21 protein-coding genes are annotated in these 24,727 nt (G+C 62.0%); 13 read left to right on the plus strand and 8 right to left on the minus strand.

The window, feature by feature from the left end; all coding sequences use genetic code 11:
• Positions 1-23: 23 nt before the first annotated feature.
• Positions 24-494, minus strand: coding sequence for an Lrp/AsnC family transcriptional regulator (locus tag ACWF6P_RS02705; protein WP_452619869.1), 471 nt, complete (start codon positions 492-494; stop codon positions 24-26).
• A gap of 154 nt (positions 495-648) precedes the next feature.
• Between ACWF6P_RS02705 and pdhA the strand changes: the two genes are divergently transcribed.
• Genes pdhA through ACWF6P_RS02730 form a run of 5 tightly spaced genes read left to right on the plus strand, consistent with a single transcriptional unit; the run spans position 649 to position 6,523 of the window.
• Positions 649-1,776 carry a pyruvate dehydrogenase (acetyl-transferring) E1 component subunit alpha gene (pdhA, locus tag ACWF6P_RS02710; protein WP_452619870.1) on the plus strand — a complete coding sequence of 376 codons (1,128 nt, stop codon included), beginning with the start codon at positions 649-651 and terminating at the stop codon, positions 1,774-1,776.
• A 2-nt stretch (positions 1,777-1,778) separates the two neighbouring features.
• Positions 1,779-2,783 (plus strand): alpha-ketoacid dehydrogenase subunit beta, encoded by a 1,005-nt coding sequence (locus tag ACWF6P_RS02715; protein ID WP_378541243.1) that lies wholly within the window; start codon positions 1,779-1,781, stop codon positions 2,781-2,783.
• The gene (locus tag ACWF6P_RS02720; protein WP_452619871.1) at positions 2,780-4,003 is read left to right on the plus strand and encodes a dihydrolipoamide acetyltransferase family protein; all 1,224 of its coding nucleotides are present in this window, start codon (positions 2,780-2,782) and stop codon (positions 4,001-4,003) included. The genes ACWF6P_RS02715 and ACWF6P_RS02720 overlap by 4 nt, the downstream gene beginning before the upstream one ends.
• Positions 4,003-5,397: a dihydrolipoyl dehydrogenase gene (lpdA, locus tag ACWF6P_RS02725; protein WP_452619872.1), complete on the plus strand. Its 1,395-nt coding sequence runs from the start codon at positions 4,003-4,005 to the stop codon at positions 5,395-5,397. Before ACWF6P_RS02720 ends, lpdA begins: the two co-directional genes overlap by 1 nt.
• Positions 5,398-5,422: 25 nt before the next feature.
• A complete protein-coding gene (locus tag ACWF6P_RS02730) occupies positions 5,423-6,523 on the plus strand; it encodes a Glu/Leu/Phe/Val dehydrogenase dimerization domain-containing protein (protein ID WP_452619873.1) in 1,101 nt (366 codons plus the stop codon).
• On the opposite strand, the gene ACWF6P_RS02735 is transcribed toward ACWF6P_RS02730, so the two are convergent.
• Together ACWF6P_RS02735 and ACWF6P_RS02740 are read right to left on the minus strand one after the other, a co-directional pair.
• The gene (locus ACWF6P_RS02735) at positions 6,458-7,366 is read right to left on the minus strand and encodes a TIGR04222 domain-containing membrane protein (RefSeq protein ID WP_452619874.1); all 909 of its coding nucleotides are present in this window, start codon (positions 7,364-7,366) and stop codon (positions 6,458-6,460) included. The genes ACWF6P_RS02730 and ACWF6P_RS02735 overlap by 66 nt on opposite strands.
• Before the next feature lie 139 nt (positions 7,367-7,505).
• Positions 7,506-8,183 carry an SDR family oxidoreductase gene (locus tag ACWF6P_RS02740; RefSeq protein WP_452619875.1) on the minus strand — a complete coding sequence of 226 codons (678 nt, stop codon included), beginning with the start codon at positions 8,181-8,183 and terminating at the stop codon, positions 7,506-7,508.
• Positions 8,184-8,260: 77 nt separating this feature from the next.
• Here ACWF6P_RS02740 and ACWF6P_RS02745 point away from each other — a divergent pair, with 77 nt between their 5' ends.
• The 4 genes from ACWF6P_RS02745 to ACWF6P_RS02760 all read left to right on the plus strand — a co-directional run bounded on the left by ACWF6P_RS02745 (position 8,261) and on the right by ACWF6P_RS02760 (position 12,542).
• Positions 8,261-9,187: a metal ABC transporter substrate-binding protein gene (locus tag ACWF6P_RS02745; protein ID WP_378445174.1), complete on the plus strand. Its 927-nt coding sequence runs from the start codon at positions 8,261-8,263 to the stop codon at positions 9,185-9,187.
• On the plus strand, positions 9,184-9,918 hold the full coding sequence (locus tag ACWF6P_RS02750; RefSeq protein ID WP_452619876.1) for a metal ABC transporter ATP-binding protein: 735 nt from the start codon (positions 9,184-9,186) through the stop codon (positions 9,916-9,918). The genes ACWF6P_RS02745 and ACWF6P_RS02750 overlap by 4 nt, the downstream gene beginning before the upstream one ends.
• Positions 9,919-9,921: 3 nt before the next feature.
• Positions 9,922-10,800 carry a metal ABC transporter permease gene (locus ACWF6P_RS02755; RefSeq protein ID WP_452619877.1) on the plus strand — a complete coding sequence of 293 codons (879 nt, stop codon included), beginning with the start codon at positions 9,922-9,924 and terminating at the stop codon, positions 10,798-10,800.
• 149 nt (positions 10,801-10,949) lie between these two features.
• Positions 10,950-12,542, plus strand: a complete 1,593-nt coding sequence (locus ACWF6P_RS02760; protein ID WP_452619878.1) for a diguanylate cyclase — start codon at positions 10,950-10,952, stop codon at positions 12,540-12,542.
• Here ACWF6P_RS02760 and ACWF6P_RS02765 read toward each other — a convergent pair.
• Positions 12,539-13,288 carry a cyclase family protein gene (locus ACWF6P_RS02765; RefSeq protein WP_452620433.1) on the minus strand — a complete coding sequence of 250 codons (750 nt, stop codon included), beginning with the start codon at positions 13,286-13,288 and terminating at the stop codon, positions 12,539-12,541. The two genes, ACWF6P_RS02760 and ACWF6P_RS02765, sit on opposite strands and share 4 nt — an antisense overlap.
• A gap of 144 nt (positions 13,289-13,432) precedes the next feature.
• Positions 13,433-13,843, minus strand: coding sequence for a TIGR03668 family PPOX class F420-dependent oxidoreductase (locus tag ACWF6P_RS02770; RefSeq protein WP_452619879.1), 411 nt, complete (start codon positions 13,841-13,843; stop codon positions 13,433-13,435).
• 60 nt (positions 13,844-13,903) lie between these two features.
• Here ACWF6P_RS02770 and ACWF6P_RS02775 point away from each other — a divergent pair, with 60 nt between their 5' ends.
• Positions 13,904-14,905, plus strand: a complete 1,002-nt coding sequence (locus ACWF6P_RS02775) for a PHP domain-containing protein (RefSeq protein WP_452619880.1) — start codon at positions 13,904-13,906, stop codon at positions 14,903-14,905.
• 72 nt (positions 14,906-14,977) lie between these two features.
• On the opposite strand, the gene ACWF6P_RS02780 is transcribed toward ACWF6P_RS02775, so the two are convergent.
• From ACWF6P_RS02780 to ACWF6P_RS02790, 3 genes are all read right to left on the minus strand, one after another.
• Positions 14,978-16,354: a DUF222 domain-containing protein gene (locus ACWF6P_RS02780; RefSeq protein ID WP_452619881.1), complete on the minus strand. Its 1,377-nt coding sequence runs from the start codon at positions 16,352-16,354 to the stop codon at positions 14,978-14,980.
• Positions 16,355-16,473: 119 nt separating this feature from the next.
• Positions 16,474-17,385 (minus strand): cation transporter, encoded by a 912-nt coding sequence (locus ACWF6P_RS02785; protein ID WP_452619882.1) that lies wholly within the window; start codon positions 17,383-17,385, stop codon positions 16,474-16,476.
• A 72-nt stretch (positions 17,386-17,457) separates the two neighbouring features.
• Entirely contained in the window at positions 17,458-18,156 is a 699-nt protein-coding gene (locus ACWF6P_RS02790; protein ID WP_452619883.1) for a haloacid dehalogenase type II, read from the minus strand.
• 110 nt (positions 18,157-18,266) lie between these two features.
• Here ACWF6P_RS02790 and ggh point away from each other — a divergent pair, with 110 nt between their 5' ends.
• The 3 genes from ggh to ACWF6P_RS02805 form a co-directional block, all read left to right on the plus strand.
• On the plus strand, positions 18,267-19,604 hold the full coding sequence (ggh, locus tag ACWF6P_RS02795; RefSeq protein ID WP_095973755.1) for a glucosylglycerate hydrolase: 1,338 nt from the start codon (positions 18,267-18,269) through the stop codon (positions 19,602-19,604).
• Positions 19,605-19,711: 107 nt separating this feature from the next.
• The gene (locus ACWF6P_RS02800; RefSeq protein ID WP_452620434.1) at positions 19,712-20,407 is read left to right on the plus strand and encodes a glycoside hydrolase family 25 protein; all 696 of its coding nucleotides are present in this window, start codon (positions 19,712-19,714) and stop codon (positions 20,405-20,407) included.
• 979 nt (positions 20,408-21,386) lie between these two features.
• Positions 21,387-24,727: DUF7927 domain-containing protein (locus ACWF6P_RS02805; protein ID WP_452619884.1), on the plus strand; the 3,341-nt coding region annotated here is incomplete at its 3' end.

Below are 24,727 nucleotides of genomic sequence, written 5' to 3' on the forward strand. Positions count from 1 at the left end.
TGCTAACGGCGACTATAGACGGATCAGGCGGGCAGCCAGTTGGGTCCCGGTCCGTTGCCCTCCTCGAAGATCAGCCATGTTTTGGTCGAGAGAACCCCGTCGAGTCCCTGAAGTTGTTCGAGAACGGTGTGGCGTAGTTCCCGGTTGTCCGGGGCACGGACCAGCACCAGAACGTCGAAGTCGCCGCCGAGGAGGGAGAAGTGCTCGACAAACGGCAGAGCCTTCAAGGACGCCGCCAGACCCCTCCACGAGTGCTGCCTGATCGAGAGCGCCACGTACGCCGAGGAGCCGAGCCCGGCCTTCTCGTGGGCGATCCGCGTCGTGAATCCGGTGATGATTCCGGCGTCCCCGAGCCTTTCGATGCGGACGTAGGCGTGAGCGCGCGAAATGTGTGCCTTCTCGGCCAGCGCGCGCATGGAGATGCGGCTGTCTACGACCAGTTCGGCGATGATGCGACGGTCGATCGCATCGAGAGTGTGCGGTTCGGTGGCCATCTGTCCATTCCTGCTTCGGTAGTCGAGTCGGTTGATGGACATATTGTTGCCCGAATCCTCATGATAAGCCGTTTGTCTTGAATCTTCGACGCCTTCTGCCATTGCGTCGCCCAAGTGCGAATACTGATGGACACAACGTCTTCTGGAGGTAGAAGTGACACTTGTCGAGCCCTTGGGGGAACTGCGCTATCAAAAGTTCCTGCCGGCCGATTCCGCGGTGCAGTACCTCGACCCTGCCGGAGAACTGACGCGCAGCGAGGCCCGCTACGCAAAACCGAGCGACGATCGCCTGATCGAGATGTATCGAAAGATGTTCCTGGGCAGACGCTTCGACCAGCAGGCGACGGCGCTGACCAAACAGGGGCGCCTGGCCGTGTATCCGTCCTCGCGGGGCCAGGAGGCATGTCAGATCGCAGCAGCGATGAGTCTGGAACCGCGTGACTGGCTCTTCCCCACCTACCGGGATTCGATGGCGTTGGCCGCCAGAGGTGTCGATCCGGTGCAGATTCTGAGCATGCTTGCCGGTGACTGGCATTGCGGGTACGACCCGGCCGCACTTCGCAGTGCGCCGCAGTGCACCCCGCTGGCGACGCAATTGCTGCACGCAGCGGGAGTGGCCTACGGAGAGTCCCGCCGGGGCTTGAACACCGTCGCGCTGGCGCTCTGCGGTGACGGCGCCACCAGCGAGGGCGATTTCCACGAAGCACTGAACTTTGCCGCCGTCTTCAAGGCACCGGTGATCTTTCTGGTGCAGAACAACGGATTTGCGATCAGCGTGCCACTGTCGCGCCAAAGCGCAGCACCGACGTTGGCGCACAAGGGCGTCGGCTACGGGATCGGCAGCGAGCAGGTCGACGGCAACGACCCCGTCGCGATGATGGCCGTCATGGACGAGGCAGCGCGCTTCGTCCGCAGTGGAAATGGACCGGTCATCGTCGAGGCACACACTTATCGCATCGACGCACATACCAATGCCGACGACGCCACCCGCTACCGCGACAGCGCGGAGGTTGAAGCCTGGCTTGGGCGAGACCCCTTGCCGCGACTCGAAAAGTATCTGCGTGCAGACGATCTGATCGACGACGCCTTTGCGGAATCACTGGCCGCAGAGGCCGAGGCAGAGGCCGCCGCACTGCGCGCCGGCATGAATGTCGACCGCCCGCACGATCCGCTCGATCTGTTCCGGTACGTCTTCGCCGAGCAGACACCGCAGCTGCGTGAGCAACAAGCCCAACTCGAAACCGAACTTGCCGCCGAAGCCGCTGACACAGGGGGAAACTGACAATGCCCATGCTCACGATGGCTCAGGCTCTCAACACCGCACTACGGGACTCTCTGGCCGCGGACGACAACGTTGTCGTCTTCGGTGAGGACGTCGGCACGCTCGGTGGCGTCTTCCGCGTCACCGACGGCCTCACCCGCGACTTCGGCGACGACCGATGCTTCGACACTCCACTCGCCGAGTCCGGCATCATCGGATTCGCAATCGGTATGGCAATGGCCGGTTTTCGTCCGGTCGTGGAAATGCAGTTCGACGCGTTTGCCTACCCGGCATTCGAGCAGATCGCCTCCCACGTCGCGAAGATCCGCAACCGCACCAAGGGTGCGCTGTCGATCCCGATCGTCATCCGCGTTCCTTTTGCCGGCGGTATCGGCGGGGTAGAGCATCACTGTGATTCCAGCGAGGGTTACTACGCGCACACACCCGGACTGAAGGTTGTGGCGCCGTCCACGGTGGAAGATGCGTACTCGTTGCTACGTTCGGCAATCGAGGACCCCGACCCCGTGATCTTCCTCGAGCCCAAGAAGCTGTACTTCGCGCGAGCAGATGTCGAACTGACCGCACGTGAGCCGATCGGGCGCGCCGTCGTCCGTCGCCCCGGTCGTGACGCGACGCTCATTGCCTACGGTCCGTCCGTGGACGTTGCACTGAAGTCCGCCGATGCCGCCGCGGCCGAGGGCCGCGACATCGAGGTGATCGACATCCGCTCGATAGTGCCGTTCGACGACGAGACCGTCACCGCATCGGTGCGAAAGACCGGACGCTGCATCGTCATCCAGGAAGCGCAAGGTTTTGCCGGTGTGGGTGCGGAAATTGCTGCCCGAGTGCAGGAGCGGTGCTTCCACCATCTCCACGCCCCGGTACTCCGCGTCAGCGGATTCGACATCCCCTACCCCGCGCCCAAGCTCGAGCGTCACCACCTGCCCAGCGTCGACCGAGTCCTCGATACCGTCGACCGCCTGCAGTGGAACGACTCTCCCGACACCCGTTGGGCGGTGACGGCGTGACCAATCAGGTATTCATGCTCCCTGACCTGGGTGAAGGTCTGGCCGAGGCGGACATCGCGGAGTGGCATGTCAAGGTCGGCGACGTGGTCACCATCGATCAGATCGTCGTCGAGGTCGAGACTGCGAAAGCTGCTGTGGACGTGCCCATCCCGTTCGCCGGAACCGTGATCGAACTCCATGGCAAAGACGGCGACACCCTGAAGGTGGGTACGCCGCTGATCACTGTGAGTGGCAGCGAGAGTGCGGACGTGGTCGTCTCGGCCAATCACGAGCGCTACCGCGAAGAGGAACGCGCCGGTTCGGGCAACGTCCTGATTGGGTACGGCACGAGCGAGGATGCACCTCTGCGCCGCCGCAGAGCTGCTCCGTCGGTACGTGTGATCTCGCCGATCGTTCGTAAACTGGCCTCTGACAACAGTATCGACCTGGCTACGATTTCCGGATCGGGCGCTGGCGGAGTCATCACGCGCGCCGACGTCGAGGCCGGGGCAAACTTCGGCCCGGAAACGGAAACGTCACACGCGACTGACCAAAGAATCCCGATCAAGGGACTACGCAAGGTGGTTGCCGACAAGCTGTCCACCAGCCGCCGCGAGATCCCGGACGCAACAACCTGGGTCGACGTCGACGCCACCGAACTGTTCACGGCGCGTGCCGAGATCAACAAAGCACTGCCCGATTCCGACAAGATCAGCCTGATGGCACTGCTGGCTCGGCTGACCACCGCGGCGTTGGCGCAGTACCCCGAACTGAACTCGTCGGTCGACACTGCTCGAGGCGAGATCGTCCGACACCCCCACATTAACCTCGGAATCGCCGCACAGACACCGAAGGGATTGATGGTCCCGGTCATTCGCAATGCTGATTCTTTGAGCACGGTCGAACTCGCACAGGCACTTCGGACGTCCACCGGACTCGCTCGCGACGGCAAACTCGAACCCGCCCGCCTGACCGGCGGCACCTTCACACTCAACAACTACGGAGTATTCGGCGTCGACGGATCGACTCCGATCATCAACCACCCCGAGGCGGCGATCCTCGGCATCGGACGCATCATCGACAAGCCGTGGGTGGTGAACGGCGAGTTGACCGTTCGTAAGGTCGCACAGATCTCGTTGAGCTTCGACCACCGCGTCTGTGACGGCGGCGAAGCCGGTGGATTCCTGAGGCTGTTCGGTGACTACATCGAGAACCCGATCCGCGTCCTGGGAAGGCTCTGATGACCAAGGCTCCGATGACTACCGGCGAACGGCACAGTGATGTCGTGGTCCTCGGCGGCGGTTCCGGCGGCTATGCCTGCGCCATCCGCGCCGCCCAACTCGGGTTGTCGGTCACGCTGATCGAGGCAGACAAGGTCGGCGGAACGTGCCTGCACCGCGGATGCATCCCGACCAAGGCACTGCTGCATTCCGCCGAAGTTGCCGACTCTGCACGCACCAGTGAGCAATTCGGAGTCCGTGCAGCATTTGACGGCATCGACATCGCACAGGTTCACGACTACAAGAACGGGACAGTCGAGCGCCTGTACGGCGGCTTGCAAGGATTGCTGGCGCAACACAAGATCACCATCGTCAACGGATCCGGGACGTATGTCGGTGGGCGAAGCATCGACGTCGACGGAACCCGCTACACCGGAACGTCACTCGTTCTGGCTACCGGCTCCTATCCGCGGGGGCTCCCCGGCGTCGAACTCGGACGACGGATCGTCACCAGTGACCAGGCGCTCGAACTCGACCAGGTGCCCACCAGTGCGGCAGTGCTGGGAGGCGGCGTCATCGGCGTCGAGTTCGCAAGCCTCTGGTGCTCCTTCGGTGCCGAAGTGACCATCGTCGAGGCGCTCCCCCGACTGATCGCCGCTGAGGACCCTTGGTCGTCGAAGCAGCTCGAACGGGCCTATCGTAAACGCGGAATCGTCTGCAAGACAGGCACAAAGATGGTTTCCGCGAAAGAAGCAGCTGATTCGGTCCGCATCGAACTAAGCGACGGAACGATACTCGACACCGACGTACTGCTGGTCGCCGTCGGCCGCGGACCCCGCGCGAGCGGCATCGGGTTCGCCGAAAACGGAATCAGTCTCGAGAAGGGATTTGTCGTCGCCGACGAACGACTCCGTACCTCCGTGGAGGGTGTGTACGCGGTCGGGGACATCGTGCCCGGTCTTGCATTGGCGCACCGCGGCTTCCAGCAAGGAATCTTCGTAGCCGAACAGATTGCCGGCAAGGATCCGATACCGGTCGCCGAACATCTGATTCCCCGCGTGACGTACTCACATCCCGAAGTTGCATCAGTCGGACTCGGCGAAGAGGCGGCGCGCACGCAGTACGGCGACATCTGCACCGTCGTCTACGACCTGGCGGGTAACGGCAAGAGTCAGATCCTGCGGACTACCGGAGGAATCAAGGTGATTCGCAGCGGAACGAAAGGCCCTGTTGTCGGTGTCCACTTGGTGGGAGATCGCGTCGGCGAACTGATCGGCGAGGCGCAGTTGGCCGTTGCCTGGGAGGCACTTCCCGACGAAGTCGGGCGTTTCATCCACGCACACCCCAGCCAGAACGAAGCGTTGGGCGAGGCCATGCTCGCACTCGCGGGAACACCACTGCACGCGCACAACTGACCCCGAGACTGGAAGAGGATTTGTTATGAGTATCGACGACGAACTGCGCTGGGACGGTGAACTGACCGTCACACGCCATGATCGGGAGACCGGCACGACTTTCGTGATTCGAATCGACTCCACTCGCCTGGGACCGGCGTCGGGTGGCACACGGGCCGCTCACTATCCCTCCATCGGTCACGCTCTGGCGGACGCCGGGAAGCTCGCCGGCGCAATGACTTTGAAGATGGCGGTCTCCGATCTGCCGATGGGTGGCGGGAAGTCGGTGATAGCACTACCTGCACCGCGCAATCAGATCGACGCCGCAACCTGGACCCGTATCCTCGACATCCACGCCGAGAACATCGACAAGCTCGAAGGAAACTACTGGACCGGCCCTGACGTCAACACCAACTCTTCCGACATGGATCAGCTCAGCCGCACCACCAAATACGTCTTCGGGCGTTCGGTCGACAACGGTGGGGCCGGTTCCAGTGCGCACGCCACGGCACTGGGGGTGTTCGAAGCGATGAAAGCCACGACGCGTCGCCGTGGACTCGGAACACTCGACGGCCGAACGGTACTCGTACAGGGACTCGGCGCCGTCGGCGGCGATGTTGTCCGCCTCGCGGCGCAGGCTGGGGCACGACTGCTGGTTGCCGATACGGACCCGCAGCGCCTCGAGGCGGCGTCGCTCGCGGGGCACACGGTCATTCGTGCGGACGAGGTACTCCGAACGCCGTGCGACCTCTTTGCTCCCTGCGCGATGGGAGGCATCATCGATTCCGCTGCTGCTGCGTCGATTCCGGCTCTCGCAGTAGCCGGCGCAGCGAACAACATCTTGGCCGACGCGGCTGCCGGCGAGGTTCTGCGAAGCCGCGGGGTTCTCTGTGCCCCTGATTTTGTGGCCAATGCGGGCGGGGCCTTTCACCTCGTGGGGCGAGAAGTCCTGGGGTGGAACGAAGACGACGTCGTGGAGCGAACCCGAGGGATCGGTCGGACCTTGGACGAGGTGTATTCGTTGAGCGAGGAACGTGGCATCACTACCGAGGCCGCCGCGCTCCTGCTCGCCCGTGCGCGGCTATCCCCCACACCCACCGCCGCCGCAACTGCTCCCACTGCCGCCACCGCCGTCCGAGCCGGATGAGCCGGAAGAGGAGCCACAACTGTAGTAGCTGGAACTGGCACCGCCCGGGCTGTACGCGGCACCCGCAGCCACGGCCCCCGCGAGCGCCGGATCGATCAGGACCAGAGCGCCCGAACCGAAGAGCGCTGCCGAGAGTCCGGCGAGCGACGGACCGTAGCTGGTGTACGAGGGTCGCAGTTTCGGTGAGAGGTAGGAATTTTCGTGCTGGAGACGTCGAAGCTCGCTGTCGCCCAACGTCGTACGGCGACGCTTGATTCGTAGAAGCGGAATCATCAGCGCAAGAACGATGATGGTCAGGAGCAGAAACCCGACCGGCTTGCCGCCGGCGATCCCGGCGATGAGTCGGACGATGCCGAGAGCAATGACCACCACGATCGGAACGGTCCGAAGGGCAGCAGTCAGACCGTCCTGCGGGCGCTGCAGGTAACCCTCGTCGATCAGTGTCGTACGTAGTTGTGCGAGTGCGATGTTCAGTCGTCCCATCAGACGCACTTGTCGCAGCGGGACTTTTCCGTTGCCGAGCCGCTTGTGCACCGTGCGGGTGAACCAGTCGAGACGACTCTTGTCCTCGGCAGTGAGCGCCAGCTTGGTCTTGCCTTCGGTGCTGATCAGCTCGGCGCTGCGCAGAATAGCCATCGACGCCAGCACCGCTTGGTAGTCACTGGTCAAAGCGCCGATCTCGGGAGGAGTGAGAGGTCGACGAACGGCGTCGACGACCACGGGTGACCGGCGCGCAGACATTCGGCTGTAGAGCGAGAGCCCGATCGCGACGGCGGCTGCCACCAGGTACCACTGAAGGAAGGTTTGGCTGGAAATTCCCCACGTATCCGTATGATTATGCATTGCACACCACCTCTCGATGAACTCCTGAGAACAGATCCAGTCTCTTTGTCCGACAACTGATGTCAGTATCGGGCCAGTCCCGTGGAAAGCGATATCCGGATGGTCATCGTCACCATTCCGTTACCGGCGAACTGGGGATTTACCGGCCGGTAGGTCGGAGCACGATCTCCGTGGGGTGTGCGTCGGATGGTGTTTCGACGGCAGTGCGTACGGCTCGGGCCACGGTGGAGGCCTTCAGGAAGCGCTCCGGGTCGTACTCGTCGCCTTCACCGGCGACGATGTCGCGCTGCATATCGGTGTCGATCCGTCCGGGGTGAATGGAGGTGACTCGCAGTGACGGCTCTTCCAGGCGCAACGCATCTCCGAAAGCGCGCAGGGCGAACTTGCTGGCCGCATACGAGCCCCATCCGGCGTTGGCGCGAAGCCCGGCACCCGAATTGATCAGCACGACGTGACCTCCGGCTGCACGAAGCGCGGGCAGAAGTACACGCGTGAGCTCGGCGACGGCGATGACGTTTGCCTCGAGGGTGCGTCGCCACTGATCGACCGAGGATTCCTCGATGGTTCCGATGTCAGCCACGCCGGCGTTGTGTACCAGCACGTCGAGCGTCGTGATGGAGGAGGCGGCGACTGCGACGGCGTCGTAGTCCGTGAGGTCGAGAGGCAGTGGCGTCGATCCGGGCAGTTCGGCGCAGATCGGCTCGAGGGCCTGCGGGGATCGTGCACCGAGCCGCAGGTCGTGTGTCGGCGCCAGTTCGCGTGCGATGGCAGCTCCGAGGCCGCGACTGGAACCGGTGATCAAGGCAGTAGGACGCATGGTCCGAGCCTATCGAGTGAGGAATGTTCGGTGAGACGAACTTGTGTATTTGTTTACCCACATATTAGAGTTTGAACATGACGACTCGCGACGCGAAGAATTTCCGCCGCCTGGGAATTGCTGCCCTCGCCGCCCTGCTTCTTTCCAGCTGTTCGGCAGTGAATTCCGCTTCCGACGACGACCGTCCGGTAGTGCTGACCACGTTCACCGTGCTCTCGGACATCGCCCAGAACGTCGCAGGCGATCATCTGCGAGTCGAGTCGATCACCAAGGCCGGAGCGGAAATTCACGGCTACGAGCCGACGCCCGGGGACATTCGCCGCGCCAACGAGGCGGACCTGATCCTCGACAACGGCATGAACCTCGAAGCATGGTTCGCCAAGTTCGTCAACGGACTGGATGTGCCACACGTCGTGGTCAGCGATGGCGTCGAAGGCATCCCGATCGCCGGTGATGCCTATGCGGGCAAGCCCAATCCGCATGCGTGGATGTCTCCACTGAATACGCAGATCTACGTCGACAACATGGTGACGGCGTTCAGTGACCTCGATCCGGACAACGCCGCTGCATTTGCGGAGAACGGCGCGAAGTACAAGGCGGAACTGCAAGCGGTGCAGGACGGCCTGGTCAGTGGCCTGGCGGCATTGCCCGCAGGTCAGCGAGCACTTGTCAGCTGCGAGGGTGCGTTCTCCTATCTGGCCAGGGACGCGGGACTCAGCGAGGCGTACATCTGGCCGGTCAACGCCGAGCAGCAGGCGACGCCGCAGCAAATCATCGCCGCGATCGACTTCGTCCGGGCCAATTCCGTTCCCGCCGTCTTCTGTGAGTCGACGGTCTCGGATGCGCCCATGCAGCAAGTCGTCGGGGCGACCGGCGCGAAGTTCGGCGGAACGCTGTACGTCGATTCGCTGTCCGAAGCCGACGGTCCCGTGCCCACCTACCTGGACATGATTCGCCACGATACCGACGTCATCCTCGGCGGCCTCACCGGCGGTAAATCATGACGGAACAAGCCATTCGCGTCGAAAATGTCAGCGTTCACTACGGCGAGGTTCACGCACTGGACCACGTCGATCTGACGTTGAACTCGGGTAGCGTCTGCGGACTGATCGGCATGAACGGTTCAGGCAAATCCACCCTGTTCAAGGTCATCATGGGAATGATCAAGCCGGACAACGGCTCTGTGAGAATCGCCGGCCTCGACGCAGCCGCTGCGCGGAAGAGCGGCCGCGTCGGATATGTGCCACAGAGTGAAGACGTCGACTGGACCTTCCCGATCAGCGTGCGTGACGTCGTGATGATGGGCAGATACGGCCATCTCGGGTTTTTGCGGCGTCCGCGACGTGCAGATCGCGAGGCGGTGGCCGAGGCGCTCGAGCGGGTGGAACTGACCGAATTCGCGGATCGCCAGATCGGACAGCTCTCGGGTGGTCAGAAGAAGCGCGCGTTCGTGGCACGCGGCATTGCGCAGGATGCATCGATACTGTTGCTGGACGAGCCGTTTGCGGGCGTCGACAAGCGCTCCGAGGCAACGATTTCGACGCTGCTACGAGAGTTGGCTTCCGACGGTCGGTCGATCTTGGTCTCGACCCACGATCTCCACGCGGTGCCGAAACTCTGCGACGAGGCGGTACTACTCATGCGCAAGGTCCTGGTGCATTCCGACCCGGACACCGTGCTTCAACCGGAAAACCTTGCCCTGGCTTTCGGTCTCGACGTGATGGACAGGACCTGATCGATGAACATCGTAGAACTGCTCCTCGATCCTCTCCAGTACGGATTCATGGTGCGCGCGTTGGCCGTTGCGGTTGTGGCGGCGGTTGTCTGCGCGGTGCTCAGTTGTTGGTTGGTGCTCATCGGGTGGTCCCTGATGGGTGATGCCGTCTCGCACGCCGTACTGCCCGGCGTTGTCCTGGCGTACGTCGTCGGCGCTCCATTTGCCATCGGGGCCTTGATCTTCGGGTTGATCGCCGTCGCCCTGATCGGACTGATCCGTAACACCAGCCGTGTCAAGGAAGACGCCGCGATCGGTATCGTCTTCACGACTCTCTTTGCGTTCGGTTTGGTTCTCATCTCGGTGACCCCCAGCCAGACCGATCTCAACCACATCATTTTCGGCAACCTGCTGGGGGTGAGCCCGTCCGATCTTCTGCAGGTCGCGATACTCGGCGCGTTGGCGTTGAGCATTCTGTTGATCAAGCGTCGTGATCTGACTTTGTTCGCGTTCGACCCGGTCCACGCCAATGCGATAGGTCTCTCGCCCAAACGCCTCGGCGCCCTACTCCTCGGAGTTCTCGCGCTCACGTCGGTAGTGGCGCTGCAAGCTGTCGGAGTTGTGCTGGTGGTGGCGATGCTGATCATCCCTGGCGCGACGGCCTACCTCCTCACCGACAAGTTTTCGCGGATGCTGGTGATAGCTCCCGTCGTCTCCGCAGTCTGCGCGATTGCCGGTATCTACGTCAGCTACTACCTCGACACGGCTTCCGGTGGCATGGTCGTCATGACGCAGGGCATCGTGTTCGCTCTGGTGTACCTGTTCAGCCCGTCGCAAGGTGTCATCGCGAAATGGACTTCGCAGCGGCGTAGGACCCGGGCGGAATACAGCGCCGTGGCGTAGCGGGTGGTCCTGATCGTTCGTCCAGTTAACAATCCGCTACCAAATCGGGTAGGTTTGTACGGGCATTCGTCACCACGAACATTCCGGCCGCAACGATGCCGGCTGCAAGGCAATCGGTGGTGACGCCTTGAACACCGATGGGTTCTTCGATGACGCAGTTCCGAGCACGACGCACGTGGCTGGTTCTCGGCGTCGTTGTCGCGGTCATCGCCCTCGCCGGATCCGGGCTGCTCAGCCCACGAACTTCGGTTCTGGTGGACGATATCGCCCAGCTCGTCGGCGGTGCCACCGCGACTGCGGTCTGTTGGTGGACATCGCGGCGCCATCACGGCGTCGAGCGTCGTTGGCGAACTCTGATGGCTCTCGGTATGGCCGGCTGGACTCTCGGGATGTTCTTCTGGGCGTTCTACCGCTCGGTTCTGCACGTTCCCCTTCCGTCGCCGTCGATCGCGGACATCGGTTTCTTCATGTTCCCGGTGTTTGCCGTGCCGGCGCTTCTGTCGCTTGTGCGCCAGTCGCCCCGACGTGAGGCGATCGGTCCAATCCACCTCTGGATGGTGCTGACGCTCGACGGTCTAGTCGTGGTCGGTGGATTGTTCATCCTCACGTGGACGACTGCCCTCGGCGCCGTCGTGCACACCGGTCCGACTGGCTCTCTCGGGTTCCTCGTCGCCGTGATGTATCCGATCACCGACTTCGTTCTGATCGCGATGGTCTTGCTGATGGTCATCGGACCGAAGGCCGTCGCCGAGATCCGTGAACCGCTGACGTTCCTCGGGTGCGGGTTGGTGATGCTTTCTCTTTCGGACAGCCTGTACGCGTACTTGGTGGCGATCGGAGCCGAGAGTATGCCGACCATCGCCGACGCCGGGTTCATCGCCGGTCCGCCGTTGATCGCGTTGGCGGCGTTGACCGAGCGAGCTGAGCCACGGCCGCGCACAGCTAAACAACATTGGCGAAGTGATCGGACCCAATTGCTGCTGCCGTATCTGTTGATCGCGGTCATCGCGACGATCGTGACGGTTCAGGCCCTCATCGTCGGCAACCTCGATGCCGTGGTTGTGATACTCGGCGTCGTGGTGCTGGTTCTCGCGCTGGTGCGCCAAATACTCACGCTCCTCGAGAACGACGCGCTCCTCCAACAGATCTCCGCTGCCCAGGACGAGCTCCGGTACCGAGCTCATCACGACCCACTCACCGAGCTCGCCAACCGGGCCGCGTTCGACGAGCACTTCGCAAGTGCCATCGACGACTATCGCCACACGAAGTCCGAACGGGTGCTGATGCTTGTCGACCTGGACGATTTCAAGCAGGTCAACGATCAGTACGGGCATCCGGCCGGTGATCGTCTATTGGTTGCTCTCACAGCACGTCTGCGCGAAGCGGTTCCCGAGAGTGCGTTTGTCGCTCGATTCGGGGGCGACGAGTTCACAGTGCTCCTGCAGGGCTCAATCGACCAAGCCGTCGTCGTTGCTCGAAGGATCGTCGACGCCCTCAGTAGTGATGGGATTCTCAGTAGTGATGGGATTGCGGGCGACATTTCGGTATCGGTAGGCGCGAGCGTCGGTGTCGCGTCGTTCGGGTCTGCGTCGTTTGGGTCTGCGTCGTCCGAGTCCGCGCAGTCCCTGGACGAACCGCTCAGTGCGCACACTCTTCTTCGCCAGGCCGATGCGGCGATGTACGACGCGAAGAGAAGTGGAAAGGGCGCTGTCGTTGTCTACCGCGATCGCCGCAAAGACTAGCGCCGTAGGAGTGCGAAAATCGTTGCCGGTGAACCCGATCCGGCCTTGTTGATCGCGCCACCGACAAGGATGCTCGCCCCGGTGGTTGGTAGGGCGGCGAGATTGTTCAGATTTTCCAGGCTGATTCGATGCTTGTCGTACAGGAGCGTCGAGACGGGGTAGGTCTCGTCGTTTCCGAGGTCGGGACCGAACGTGTCGGTTCCCAATGCTCCGCGGGTGCCCAAGCGTCCGGTGTCTATCAGCCACTGCGCCGCGTCCACCGAGAAGCCGGGCTGGTGGGTGACCCCCTCGGCGTCGGCGTTGGCATATTCTTCGCTACCCCAGCGCGATTCCCATCCGGTCCAGAGAACTACGGCCGCTCCATCGGGGATCTTGCCGTTGCGCGTCTCCCACTCCTGAATGTCCGCGACGGTGAGCGCATAGTCCGAATCGGCCGCAGCCTTGCCTCGGATGTCGATCTTCACCGCCGGGAGGAAGAGGTCGGCCGGATCGAGTTGGTCGGCTGTGAGTCCACCTTCCTGGAAGTGCGCCGGCGCGCCCCAATGTGTGCCCGTGTGTTCGCCCTCCTTGACGTACTGGAGGTAGTAGCCGTCGTCTGCGATGGTTGCCGCTGTGTCGAGAGTGAACTCGGGATCGCCGGGAAAAACCGGCGTCGTCGCAGGGTCGTTCACGTGTGAGAGCGAAACAACCGACAACAGCTCGTCCGGCGTTGTCGCGTCTTGGCTGCTTCCGGAACTGCTACCCATGTCGATCACCTGAGGTCCCGCTACCAGCGCCAGACCCGTGGCTGCGCGCTGGAGTAACTGTCGCCGTTTCATCGATCCCCCGCCATTTTGTCCGAATTGAGAGTGTTGCAATCACTTTCGCTCCTTGAACACTAGGGCAGAACCTTAGGCTGCCGCCGACCATGACGACCACTTCACATCGCGGACAGCTATCACCTGTCCGTGCGGTCGGTGATCGACGTACTGTGGATACTTCGCGGCCAAAGCATCGATTGCGCTCTCGGACTCCTCGGTGCCGGGTTCGAGAACCTCCGCGTGTCCGTCGACGCGGACCCACCAGAGTGCGGACCAGTTGTCGTCGTAATGATCGACCAGAAGGCTTGCGCGACCCGTCTCGGTGATGTTCCGGAGCCTGCGAAGCGCGGTGGTGGTTTTCGGTTTGTGGTCGACGCAGGAATAGACAGTTTCGCCGACGAGGGCGAATACCAGCGGCACGATGTGCGGAACGCCGGCCGCGTCAGCCGTCGCAAGGCGAGCGACCTGCGCGGCTTCAAATCGCGCTCTTGGATCGTCCATAACCACAGCGTAAGTGGATCAAGGGTTGCCGCAAGTCGCTGCTGACGGAACAGTGGTCTCATGGAACCGGATGAAGCGCTTCGGGAGATCGCCTACTGGCTCGAACGATCACGCGCCGAAACACACCGCGTCAAGGCCTATCGCCGAGCCGCGGAGGTCTTCGCAGGATTGTCCGACGAGCAGAAGGAGTCTCGCCGTAAGGCCGACAGTTGGAAGGCTCTCACCGGCATCGGCCCCAAGACTGCAATGATCATCGCCCAGTCGTACGACGGCGTCCCCGAATATCTCGCAGAATTGCGCGAGCAAGCCGAGCCCATCGGGGACGGCCCGTTGCGCCAAGCCCTGCGCGGCGATCTCCACACACACTCCGATTGGTCCGACGGCGGAAGCCCCATCGAAGAGATGATGCGACGCGCAGCAGCACTCGGCCATGACTACTGCGCCCTCACCGACCATTCGCCTCGCCTGACAGTTGCCAACGGACTGTCGGCGGAGCGCCTACGTTCTCAACTCGACGTGATAGCCGGGTTGAATGCGGAACTGGCGCCCTTCCGCATCCTTACGGGAATCGAGGTGGACATCCTCGACGACGGTTCCTTGGATCAGGATCCAGATCTACTCGACGAACTTGACATCGTGGTGGCGAGCGTGCACTCGAAGCTGCGGTCCGAGAGCGAAGCGATGACCCGCAGAATGCTTGCTGCAGTGCGGAACCCGCGTGTCGATATTCTCGGACACTGCACCGGCCGTCTCGTCGAGGGTGCTCGCGGAACCCGTCCAGAGTCGCAGTTCGATGCGGAGAAAGTGTTCGAGGCCTGCCGAGAATCAGGCACCGCCGTTGAGATCAACTCCCGACCGGAGCGTCGTGACCCGCCTTCGCGTTTGATCGAATTGGCCCGCGATCTGGATTGTCTTTTTTCCATCGATACCGACGCCCATGCTCCCGGTCAGCTGGCCTGGCAGGGCTACGGCTGTGACCGGGCCGAAAAGTGCGGCGTCGAAGCGGATCGGGTGATCAATACCTGGACCGCCGAAAACCTTCTGGAGTGGGCGGGCAATTGAGCACACGCATGTGAGTGCGCTCGAAGCACGCCGGAATGGGTCACCGAGGCGTGTGCTCGGTGACCTCCGGGTTCAAAGCCGTGTGGTGGAGCGGCGGGGTTTCTGGTCCGGGTCGATGCCCGGTGGTGGGATGAACCAGGGCAGGTGATCGGTGCCCATTCGGATTTCCCATTGCCCGGTGTATCCGGGTTTTCGGTGCATCAGGGTGTGGTGGGATCGGCAGAGTAGGACCAGGTTGTCCATGACGGTTGGTCCTCCTTTGGCCCAGTGTTTGATGTGGTGTGCGTCGGTCCAGGCGGGGACGCAGTCGCAGCCGGGGAAGGCGCACCCTTTGTCTCGGGCGATCAGTGCGGTGCGTTGTGCCGCGGTGACAAGTCTTTTCAGTGGGCTGGCGTCGAGTGGGGCGCCGTTCTCGTCGAGGAGGACGGTAGAGAGCATGCAGTCGCAGGCGATCATGCGGGTGCGGCCGACGCTCAGCGGTCCCATCCAGGGCATGTGCCCGACATCGAGATCTTGCATGTCGGGATCTGGCATGCCAAGGTCCAGGGTGTCGTGGTCGTCACCGTCGGACGGGTCGGGTGTCGAGGCGTCGCCTGTTGAGTGGCTTGTGGTGGAGGCGCATTCGCGGTGGTAGGCCAGGTCTTTGGCGTTGATGTGCACGTTCAGGTGTGGGCGTTGGCCGCCGTCGATGCCGGTGGCAGCGTTGTCGAGGTAGCGCCGGATGAGTTCTGCCATGGCGTCGGCGTTGCGTGTGGCGGCGGATCGTTTGTCGGGTGTGCCGTCCTCGGCGGGGGTGGGCATGGAGAGGTTGGAGAGGGCGGAGAGAAGCATTTCGCCGGTTGCGCCGTCGAAATCGCCTCGGATGGCGACTCTTCCGTTGAGGGTCGGGGAGATGCGGAGTTCGTTGCGGTCGGTGTCTTCGCTTGGTGGTGGGTTGTCGGATTCGAACATGTGCTCGAGGACGCTGATGGCGTAGCGCAGTTTGACGGTGGTTGCTTCGGTTCCGGATGCTGCGGCGAGGAGTGTGTCGCGGCAGTACGGTAGTGCGGCGTCGGGCATTGCCTTGGGTGGGGATTCGCAGAACGCGACGATCAGTGCTGCGTGTTCGAAAGTGAGGTCACCGGTGTCGAATTGGTCTTCGATCTCGGGAAATGATCGTAGGGCTTTGCCCAGGGCGGCGATTCTTCTGCCGGCGGGGATTTGCAGCATGGTGTGGTGTGCGAGCCATTCTCCGGTGCCGCGGTAGCAGAGTACTTGTTCGTCTGGGTTCAACGTCAGGGTGTCGAGGGCGGCTACTCGAATGGCTTCCAGGCGAAGGATTTCCGCTGATGCAGCGATGGCGATCTGGCGGACGTCGGTGGGGTGCAGCCGCCACAATCGTGCGCGCACTCCCACTGCGGAGCTGTTGACCACGTCGGTGACAGCATCGTCGGTGATGTTGATCGTCATGAGAACCCCCCGTTCCATCTCCCATCATACTCGAACATACTTTCGAGTCAAGGGTTCTTTCGGGAAGGCGAAGATGATCGCGTTGACGTGATTCTGTTGTTCGAGAGCAGATTCCGTCGCTAGAGCATCAGTGCCGGATCTGTGGTCAGTTCGATGTTCAGCCATGGTTCGTAGGGAAGGTCGGCGAGGCTGGCGGCGAACGAGCGTCGTACCGCGTCTTCACCGTCGATGTCCCAGCTGTGCGGTGCGACCATGAACGTCGCTTCGATATACAGCTTGCGACCGACTTTGCTCATGGTGAGAGTCGGTTCATCCAAACCGAATTCGTCGCGAACGGCGGTGATGGCTTCGCGGACTCGGGTCTGAACGTGTTCTCCGGGAGCGCCTTCGAGGAGTTCGATCAGTGCGGATCGTAGAAGTGCATACGGTTGTGGGACCAACATCGCGCAGCCGAGGAGGACCAAGACGGAGTCGACGTATCGGTCGGCGTCTGAGAAATCGGTGCGGCCCAAGATCATTGCGACGACAGCGCCGACGGCAACCAGCGCGCTGAAGGCAGCCGACGCCCCCCACTGCCTGGCTTCGGCGCCGAGCAGATCGGACGTGCGGTCGACTTGGCCGACGTAGCGCCAGATGACGATCGACACCACTGCGCTGACAGCGCCGTATGCCACCAACGATCCCGCGGTGACGTCGGCCCCGCCCGCGAGGATGACACGAACTGCTTCGACTGCGGCGTAGGCGAGCGTCGCCAGTAGTGCCATGCCCTGGACGGCGATGACTACGGGAATCAACGCCTCTTTGCCGAAGGGGAAGCGTGCGGTAGGGCCCGAGTCGGCTATCCGCGAGACCCGCAGTGACAGCGCCGTGAGCACCATTCCGATGAGGGCGTACACACCGTCGAGCAGGATCACCTGGGACTGCGAGATCCAGCCCCAGAATGCGGCGAGTACAGCCAACGCCGTGGCGACCACGAGCGAGTACCGCAGGGCCTTGCGTTCGCGGGTAGCGCTGTCTTCCTTGGTACCCATGAATTCCAAACCGCCTGTCCGTTTCGATATTCCTTCACGTAGGAATACCAGCAACGACGCGCGGGCACGGCATCAGAGCACCAATTGCGCTGCCAGATCGAGAAAGTCCTCGGCGTTGATGTCGAACTCGTCGGAGAATGACACATCGGGATTGCCCTTCGCTCCGAATTCGAGGGGTCGGGCGATGAAGGCGGTGCGGAATCCGAGAGCTTTGGCCGCCCGAATGTCGTATTTGTGGCTTGCAACCATCATGATCTCGGCCGGGTCGTACCCGAGGTATCGAGCAGCCAAGTGGTAAATCTTCGGATCGGGTTTGAACACGCCGGCCATCTCGGCGGTGAAGACGGCATGCCAGGGCAGGTTTCCGTGCCGCGAGATGCTGACTGCAGCGTTCACATCGGCGTTGGACAAGGCAGCGACGGTGTACTGCTGACGCAGGGTTGTCAGACCAGCGACGGTGTCCGGCCACGGGTCCAGGAATTTCCAGGCGGCGGTGAGTTCTTCCTGTTCCGCGTCGGAAAGTTCGATGTTCTCGCGGGCCAACAGCTTGCGCAGAGCCTCGCGATACACCGAATGGACTGTCACCCACTCGCCTGTGGCGTCGCCGGCCTCGGAGGTGTTCGCGAAGTATTCAGCGCGCCAGAGATTGACGAATCGCGACCAGTCGACGTCGGCGTCGGTGATTCGACGGGCCTCTCTACAGAGAGTGCTGTGAAAATCTGTTGTTGTGCCCTGCACGTCGAACAGCAGTGCTTTGATCTTCTCGCGCACAAGGCCTCCACCCCGAGATCGCCTGACGGTGATGCCACCCTAGCGCGGTTACCGCGCCCGATTCGTGCTCGATGAGCGCAAAGGCTCGACGCGTCGCAAAATAGACATCTATGGCCGACCGCGGATTCACCCCGACTCAGCTCGCCGCCCGAGCTGCCTACCTGCTGCGCGGAAACGACCTGGGCACGATGACCAGCGCCGCCCCGAAGCTGTATCCCCACATGTGGAGCTGGGACGCGGCGTTCGTCGCGGTAGGTTTGGCGCCGCTCAGCGTCGAGCGAGCGGTAGTAGAGCTCGATACTTTGCTCTCTGCTCAGTGGAAGAACGGGATGATTCCGCACATCGTGTTCGCGAACGGTGTCGACGGCTACTTCCCCGGCCCGACGCGGTGGGACGTCAACGCCTTGGCTGCGCACGCGCCTCTGGGAACCGCTACGTCGGGAATCACTCAACCCCCCGTCCACGCGATCGCGGTGCAGCGGATTCTCGATCATTCGCGTCGGCACGGACGTACGACGCGTGCGGTGGCCGAAGAGTTTCTCGACCGTCGCTGGAGCGATCTTGTTCGGTGGCATCGGTGGTTGGCGGAGGCGCGGGATCTCGACGGCAACGGCCGTATCGCGCTCTACCACGGGTGGGAATCGGGGATGGACAATTCCCCGCGCTGGGATCTGGCCTACGCGAATGTTGTTGCGGGACAAGTGCCTGCGTATCAGCGGGCGGATCTTGCGGTGGTGACCGACCTGTCTCAGCGTCCCACAGATCACGAATACGACCGCTACCTTTGGCTTCTCGAAGAGATGAAGGCCGTGCGGTACGAGGACTCGCAGCTTGCCACGGCCATGAGTTTTGCCGTCGAGGACGTGTTTGTCAGTGCGGTCTTCTCGATGGCGTGCGACGTCCTGGCGACGATCGGCGAGGAGCATTCGCGGCCGAACTCCGACGTCCGCGATTTGCGTGGGTGGGCAGATCGCTTCCGGCAGGGCGTGATTGCCACCACCGATGAACGATCAGGTGCAGCAAAGGATTTCGACCTGCGCACTGGACGGTGGGTTCATACCGAGACCATCGCGATGTTTGCGCCGTTGCTCTGCGGCGGTTTGAGCCGCGACGCCGAGCGCGCTTTGTTGCGCACTTTCGAGGGGCCCAAATTCTGCGGGCACCCGGACATGCGTTTTGCCGTTCCGCCGTCGACGTCTCCGGTTTCCGGTGATTTTCGCCCGCGCGAGTATTGGCGTGGCCCGGTGTGGCCGGTCATCACGTGGTTGTTCTCGTGGGCGTTCGCGCGCCGGGGATGGGCCGAGCGATCACACGTCTTGCGTTCGGAGGGGCTGAGGCAGGCCAGCGACGGCACATTTGCCGAGTACTACGAGCCCTTCACCGGAGAACCGTTGGGGAGCATGCAACAGTCGTGGACCGCGGCTGCCGTTCTCGACTGGCTCGGTTGAGTGAACATTCCCTGAATTAGCGGACAAAACGGACCAATCAACCTTACCCTCGGGAAATGGTCGAGCGACGGATCGTCAGGACACTGGGCAAGCTCACCCCGATCGCGATGGCTGCTGCCATCGCGATCACGGCACCTGGCCTCGCCGCTGCCGACGCTCCCCGCGGCCCGGACGTCTCTTCGTGGCAGCATGTGGACGGAACCGGAATCGACTGGTTCCAGGTCAAGGCGTCAGGGCACGAGTTCGCGATGGTCAAGGCCACCGAGTCGCTCAACTACGTCAATCCGTACTTCATCCAGGATTGCCTGGTCATGCGTGCTGCCGGCGTCTCGCGCGGGGCATACCACTACGCAGACGTTCGACAGTCCCCCGAAGCCCAGGCCGCCTTTTACTCGGCGATCGTCCTGGGTATCAACGGACCTGGTGACCTCCCGCCCGTTCTGGATCTCGAGGACGCGAAGGGACTGCCCGCCGGGCAGGTCATCGACTGGACTCATCGCTACTTGAATACAGTCCAGGCACTTACCGGGCGGCAGCCCATCATTTACACGTATCCCAACTTCTGGCGTACTCAGATGGCCAACACCACCGAGTTCAACCACTACCCGCTGTGGATCGCTGACTACAACGGGCAGAACGCCCCGGGGCCGCTACCCGGTGGTTGGTCCAACTGGACTTTCTGGCAGTACACCAGCACCGGACGCATCCCCGGTATCAATGGGAATACCGACATCAACGTCTACAGCGGAGCCCAGGGCGATTTCGATCGCTACGCCAACAGTGTGGGGTTCGGCAGCAGCTAGTTTGCGGCGGGGGCCCTTGGGCCCGTGGTGCCCGGTTCGGGCCCTTTCGCCCTCGATGCATTTGCCTCGAGGCACGCGGAAGGGCCCTTTTTGGCACTCTTGTGACGCTTGGCTGGTTAGTCCGGTTGTTGCTCGTCAGTTACGAGAATTCTGCCGGGTGGTAGCCGCGGTCGCTGAACTTTCGACTAGCTGAGCAGGATCAGAAAATAGCTATGGCAGAAAATGAGCAGGACTGCTCCAACCGAAAAGCTACAAAACGGACTTGAAGTTGGGTCTGGATCGAAGGCGCCGACCCGGTTTCGGTCGGAGATGGCGCCTCGCAATCCGATTATCGGAGCCCCGGAGTACTTCGTTACTGGCAGCCGTCGCCGGGTGTGGTCTGGATCAATTCGATAAATTTCGACGTGCTCGCCGGGTGATCGGACTCCATTCAGGACGGGGTTTCCGACCGTCGTTCGAAGGGCTGTGGCGCATCCAACAGGCCTTATCCATATTGGGCATTTGTCCAGATTCCGTATCTTCCTTGAGGTTGGTCGTCACCCGATCTGGTCAGCGGAAACGGTGAATGTCATCGCGTTCGCCGCGGTGCCGTACTCCGGGGGCTGAATTGTCCGCTCGAACAACACTGTTCCTCGAAGCTTGTCCGATCTACGAACAAAAACGTCGATCGGTCTGCTTTGTCTGACTTTCGATGGGCAAGCTCCCGGTTATCTGTTATCTTGATCGAGATAACTGGAAGGTTGCTCTCGATTTGCACGGATTTCGAGGGCCAAGGTCCTGTTCAGGGCGGCTCTTCCAACACGCAGGTGTTTCCGAAGAGGAGCTCGAATGACAGGACCGGCAACAGCGTCCGGTGTGAGGTCGATCAGCCGAAAACAGGCGGATCGACCCGAACCAACCGATCAATCGGGAGTTCGCGCCTGCGCTCTCGCATCTCCGTCCACCGAACATCGATCAGGCACATCCTGGGGAGTAAGAAATGCCTAACGAAATACCGCCGACAAGGTCGGCCCTATTCACCGCAGGGCTCCCACCCTGGGTGCGAGCGTGGACGGTGGTGTGGACCGCCATCGCGATGATTCTCGGCCTCTCCGGCGCGACGGCAGTAGCTGCATCAGCGCAGCCGGCCGCAACGCTCGGCGGTCCCGTACAGGCTCAGGCACCGGCTCGCACCGCTGTTCTCCCTGACGAACAGCCGGCAAAGGGCTGCGCGTTCAGCGCCCCTGGTACCGGTCCGTTCTCGCAGAACATCTGCTGGATCGATATGTCGACGCTCAATGCGACCACGGCTGCTTCTGCGGCCGGGCAGTCGATGGAAATCCAGCTCACCGACGGCTACAAGATCAGCTTCAAGGCTTTCCTCACCGACTCGGTAGCGGGTAAGACTCACCAGGGAATCGAAACTAGAGCTTTCCCCACGTTGAGCTATGCGGCGTTGGGAACTTCCGCGTACACGGGTGTGCCGACGACGATCAAGCCGGCGATCTACCAGACCTCAGCCACCGCTGGTCAGTCCGGTGGAACCGTGTCGCTGAGGAACATCGTGATGACGGGGCCGAATGGCCCCGTGAACAACTACGGTCTCGTAGCAGCCGACGCTGAGTCGACAGACGCGAATGTGAACCGTACGAACGACCGTGAATTCCTCACTTTCAGTTCGGACAAGTCTCTACGTCAGATTGCACGTACCGTCGGTGCCGATGCTCCTGGCTACCCCGGAATTCAGGCCTGCGACGGTGGGCTGACAGCTATGCCCGCCACCACTGTGCGATGCGATTCGTGGAACTACGTCAATGGCCAAGAACGCTCGCCCGGAACGCTGGTCGTCGCATCGACTGCTCCGACAAGTTTCGCAGCCACTTTCGGAAATACCGTTCAGGACACCTCGCGTCAGGGTCTGGCGTTCGGTGTGCTGCTGTCGAAGGTCAAGATCGACAAGGACCTCACGCGCGTGACCCCCGGTGACGATTTCACTATCGGCATGAGCACCGGACACCACGCTGATGCGGGCGCCGCTGCAGCTACCGAGATCAAGAGCACCACAACCGGCGCTACTGATACGACGGCGTCGACTGGCTGGCGGACGCTCCTCGCAGATACGACACCTACTCCTGTCACGTTCTGGGAGAAGCCCACTACCTCGGCGACCAAGACCGCGAACTACGCGACGTCATGGGATTGCCAGGTAAACGGCGTGACCCAGTCACTCAGGGTCGGTGACGTTGCGCAGGCAGCACTTACACCGGGTGACAACGTGTACTGCAAGGTCAAGAACACTCCGGTTCTTGTGAAGAAGTCGTCGTCACCACCTACCGGTGAGACGGTCAATATCGGTCAAACAATCACCTACACTCTGAATTTCGAGAATCCCGGAACTGCTCCGGCGACGATCGACTACACGGACTACCTCGCTGACGTCATCGACGACGGAACTGTCGCGCTCGGGGCCGCAACCGGCGGACTCACCGCCGCATTGAATGGCACCGACAAGATCAAGGTCGGCGGCACGTTGCCGGCCGGCGGCAAGGGGACAGTCACATACACCGTCACTGTCAAAGATGGCGGCAACAAAGTCCTGAACAACTATCTGGTTCCGGGGACTACAACTCCTCCCACAACATGTGATCCTGCAACCAATCTCTGCACGACGCATCCCATGCCTGGTTTCACGCTGACCAAGACGGCGGATCCGGCTTCCGGTTCGACGGTTCAGGCCGGCGACACCATTACGTACACCGTTACCGGCGCAAACACCGGTAAGACGGCCCTGACTCCCGCGACGATCACTGATGATCTGAGCGCTGTTCTCAATAATGCTGCTGTCGTTCCTGGTTCGCTGAAGGCGACCGTCGACGGTGCTCCTGTTGCTGCTCCGACATTGTCGGGCAACACTTTGTCGTGGTCCGCGAATCTTCAGGCAGGCAAGTCTGTTGTTCTCACCTATGAGGTGAAGGTCTATGCCGGTGTTGCCGCGGGCACGGTTCTGAACAACAAGGTGACGGGTACTGCGAAGCCGCCGACGGGTCCGGATATCACTCCTCCGCCGGTGGAGACGAATCACTCGGTTCCCGGCTTCACCTTGGAGAAGACTGCTGATCCGATTTCCGGCTCGACGGTTCAGGCCGGCGAGTCGATCAAGTACACCGTCACCGGCACCAACACCGGCAAGACGAAGCTCGATCCGGTCAAGATCAATGACGATCTGGGTGCGGTCCTCAATAATGCTGCTGTCGTTCCTGGTTCGCTGAAGGCGACCGTCGACGGTGCTCCTGTTGCTGCTCCGACTCTGTCGGGCACCACGCTCTCGTGGTCGGGTGTTCTCGAAGCAGGTAAGTCTGTCGTCCTCACCTATGAGGTGAAGGTCAATGCCGGTGTTGCCGCGGGCACGGTTCTGAACAACAAGGTGACGGGTACTGCGAAGCCGCCGACGGGTCCGGACATCACTCCTCCGCCGGTGGAGACGAATCACTCTGTTCCCGGCTTCACTGTCGCGAAGACTGCTGATCCGGCCTCGGGTACCGGCGTCAATGCTGGTCAGACGATCACGTACACCGTAACGGGCACGAACACCGGTAACACGACTCTTGATCCGGTGGTGTTGACCGATGATCTGTCGAAGGTTCTCGACAACGCGACGTTGGTGGACGGTTCGCTGAAAGCAACCGTTGACGGTGTCGACGGGACTGCTCCGACCCTCTCGGGGACGACGCTCTCGTGGACCGGTGCATTGGAAGCCGGTAAGTCGGTTGTTCTGACCTACCAGGTGAAGATCAACGACGGTGTTGCCGGCGGGGTTCTGATCAACAACAAGGTCACCGGTACTGCGAAGCCGCCGACGGGTCCGGAGATCACTCCTCCCCCGGTCACGACGGAGCATCCGGTTTTGGCACCGAAGATTGCTGTGGTGAAGTCTTCTGATCCGGTGTCGGGTTCGAATGTTGTTGCCGGTCAGGACATCAAGTACACGTTGACGTTCTCGAACACCGGTAGCGGTGCGGGTGAGGTTGCGTACTTCGATGATCTGCGTGGTCTGCTCGATGATGCTGATCTGGTTGCGGGCAGCTTGTCTGCTCAGGATCCGTTGGCTGCTGCGATGGTCGGCAGCGATGGTTTCTCGGTAACGGGAACCCTCGGCGCTGGTGAATCGAAGACGGTGACGTACACGGCGAAGGTCAAGGCTGATGCCGATCGTGTTGCGGCGAATGCCGACAACACGGTGCTGAACTTCGTTGTTCCGGGTACGACTCCGCCGGTGGATCCTCCGGAGGTGTGTGATCCGGCGACGCAGCTGTGCACGACGCATCCGGTGGTGTCTCCGAA

Source organism: Rhodococcus sp. NPDC055024 (genome assembly GCF_053608585.1).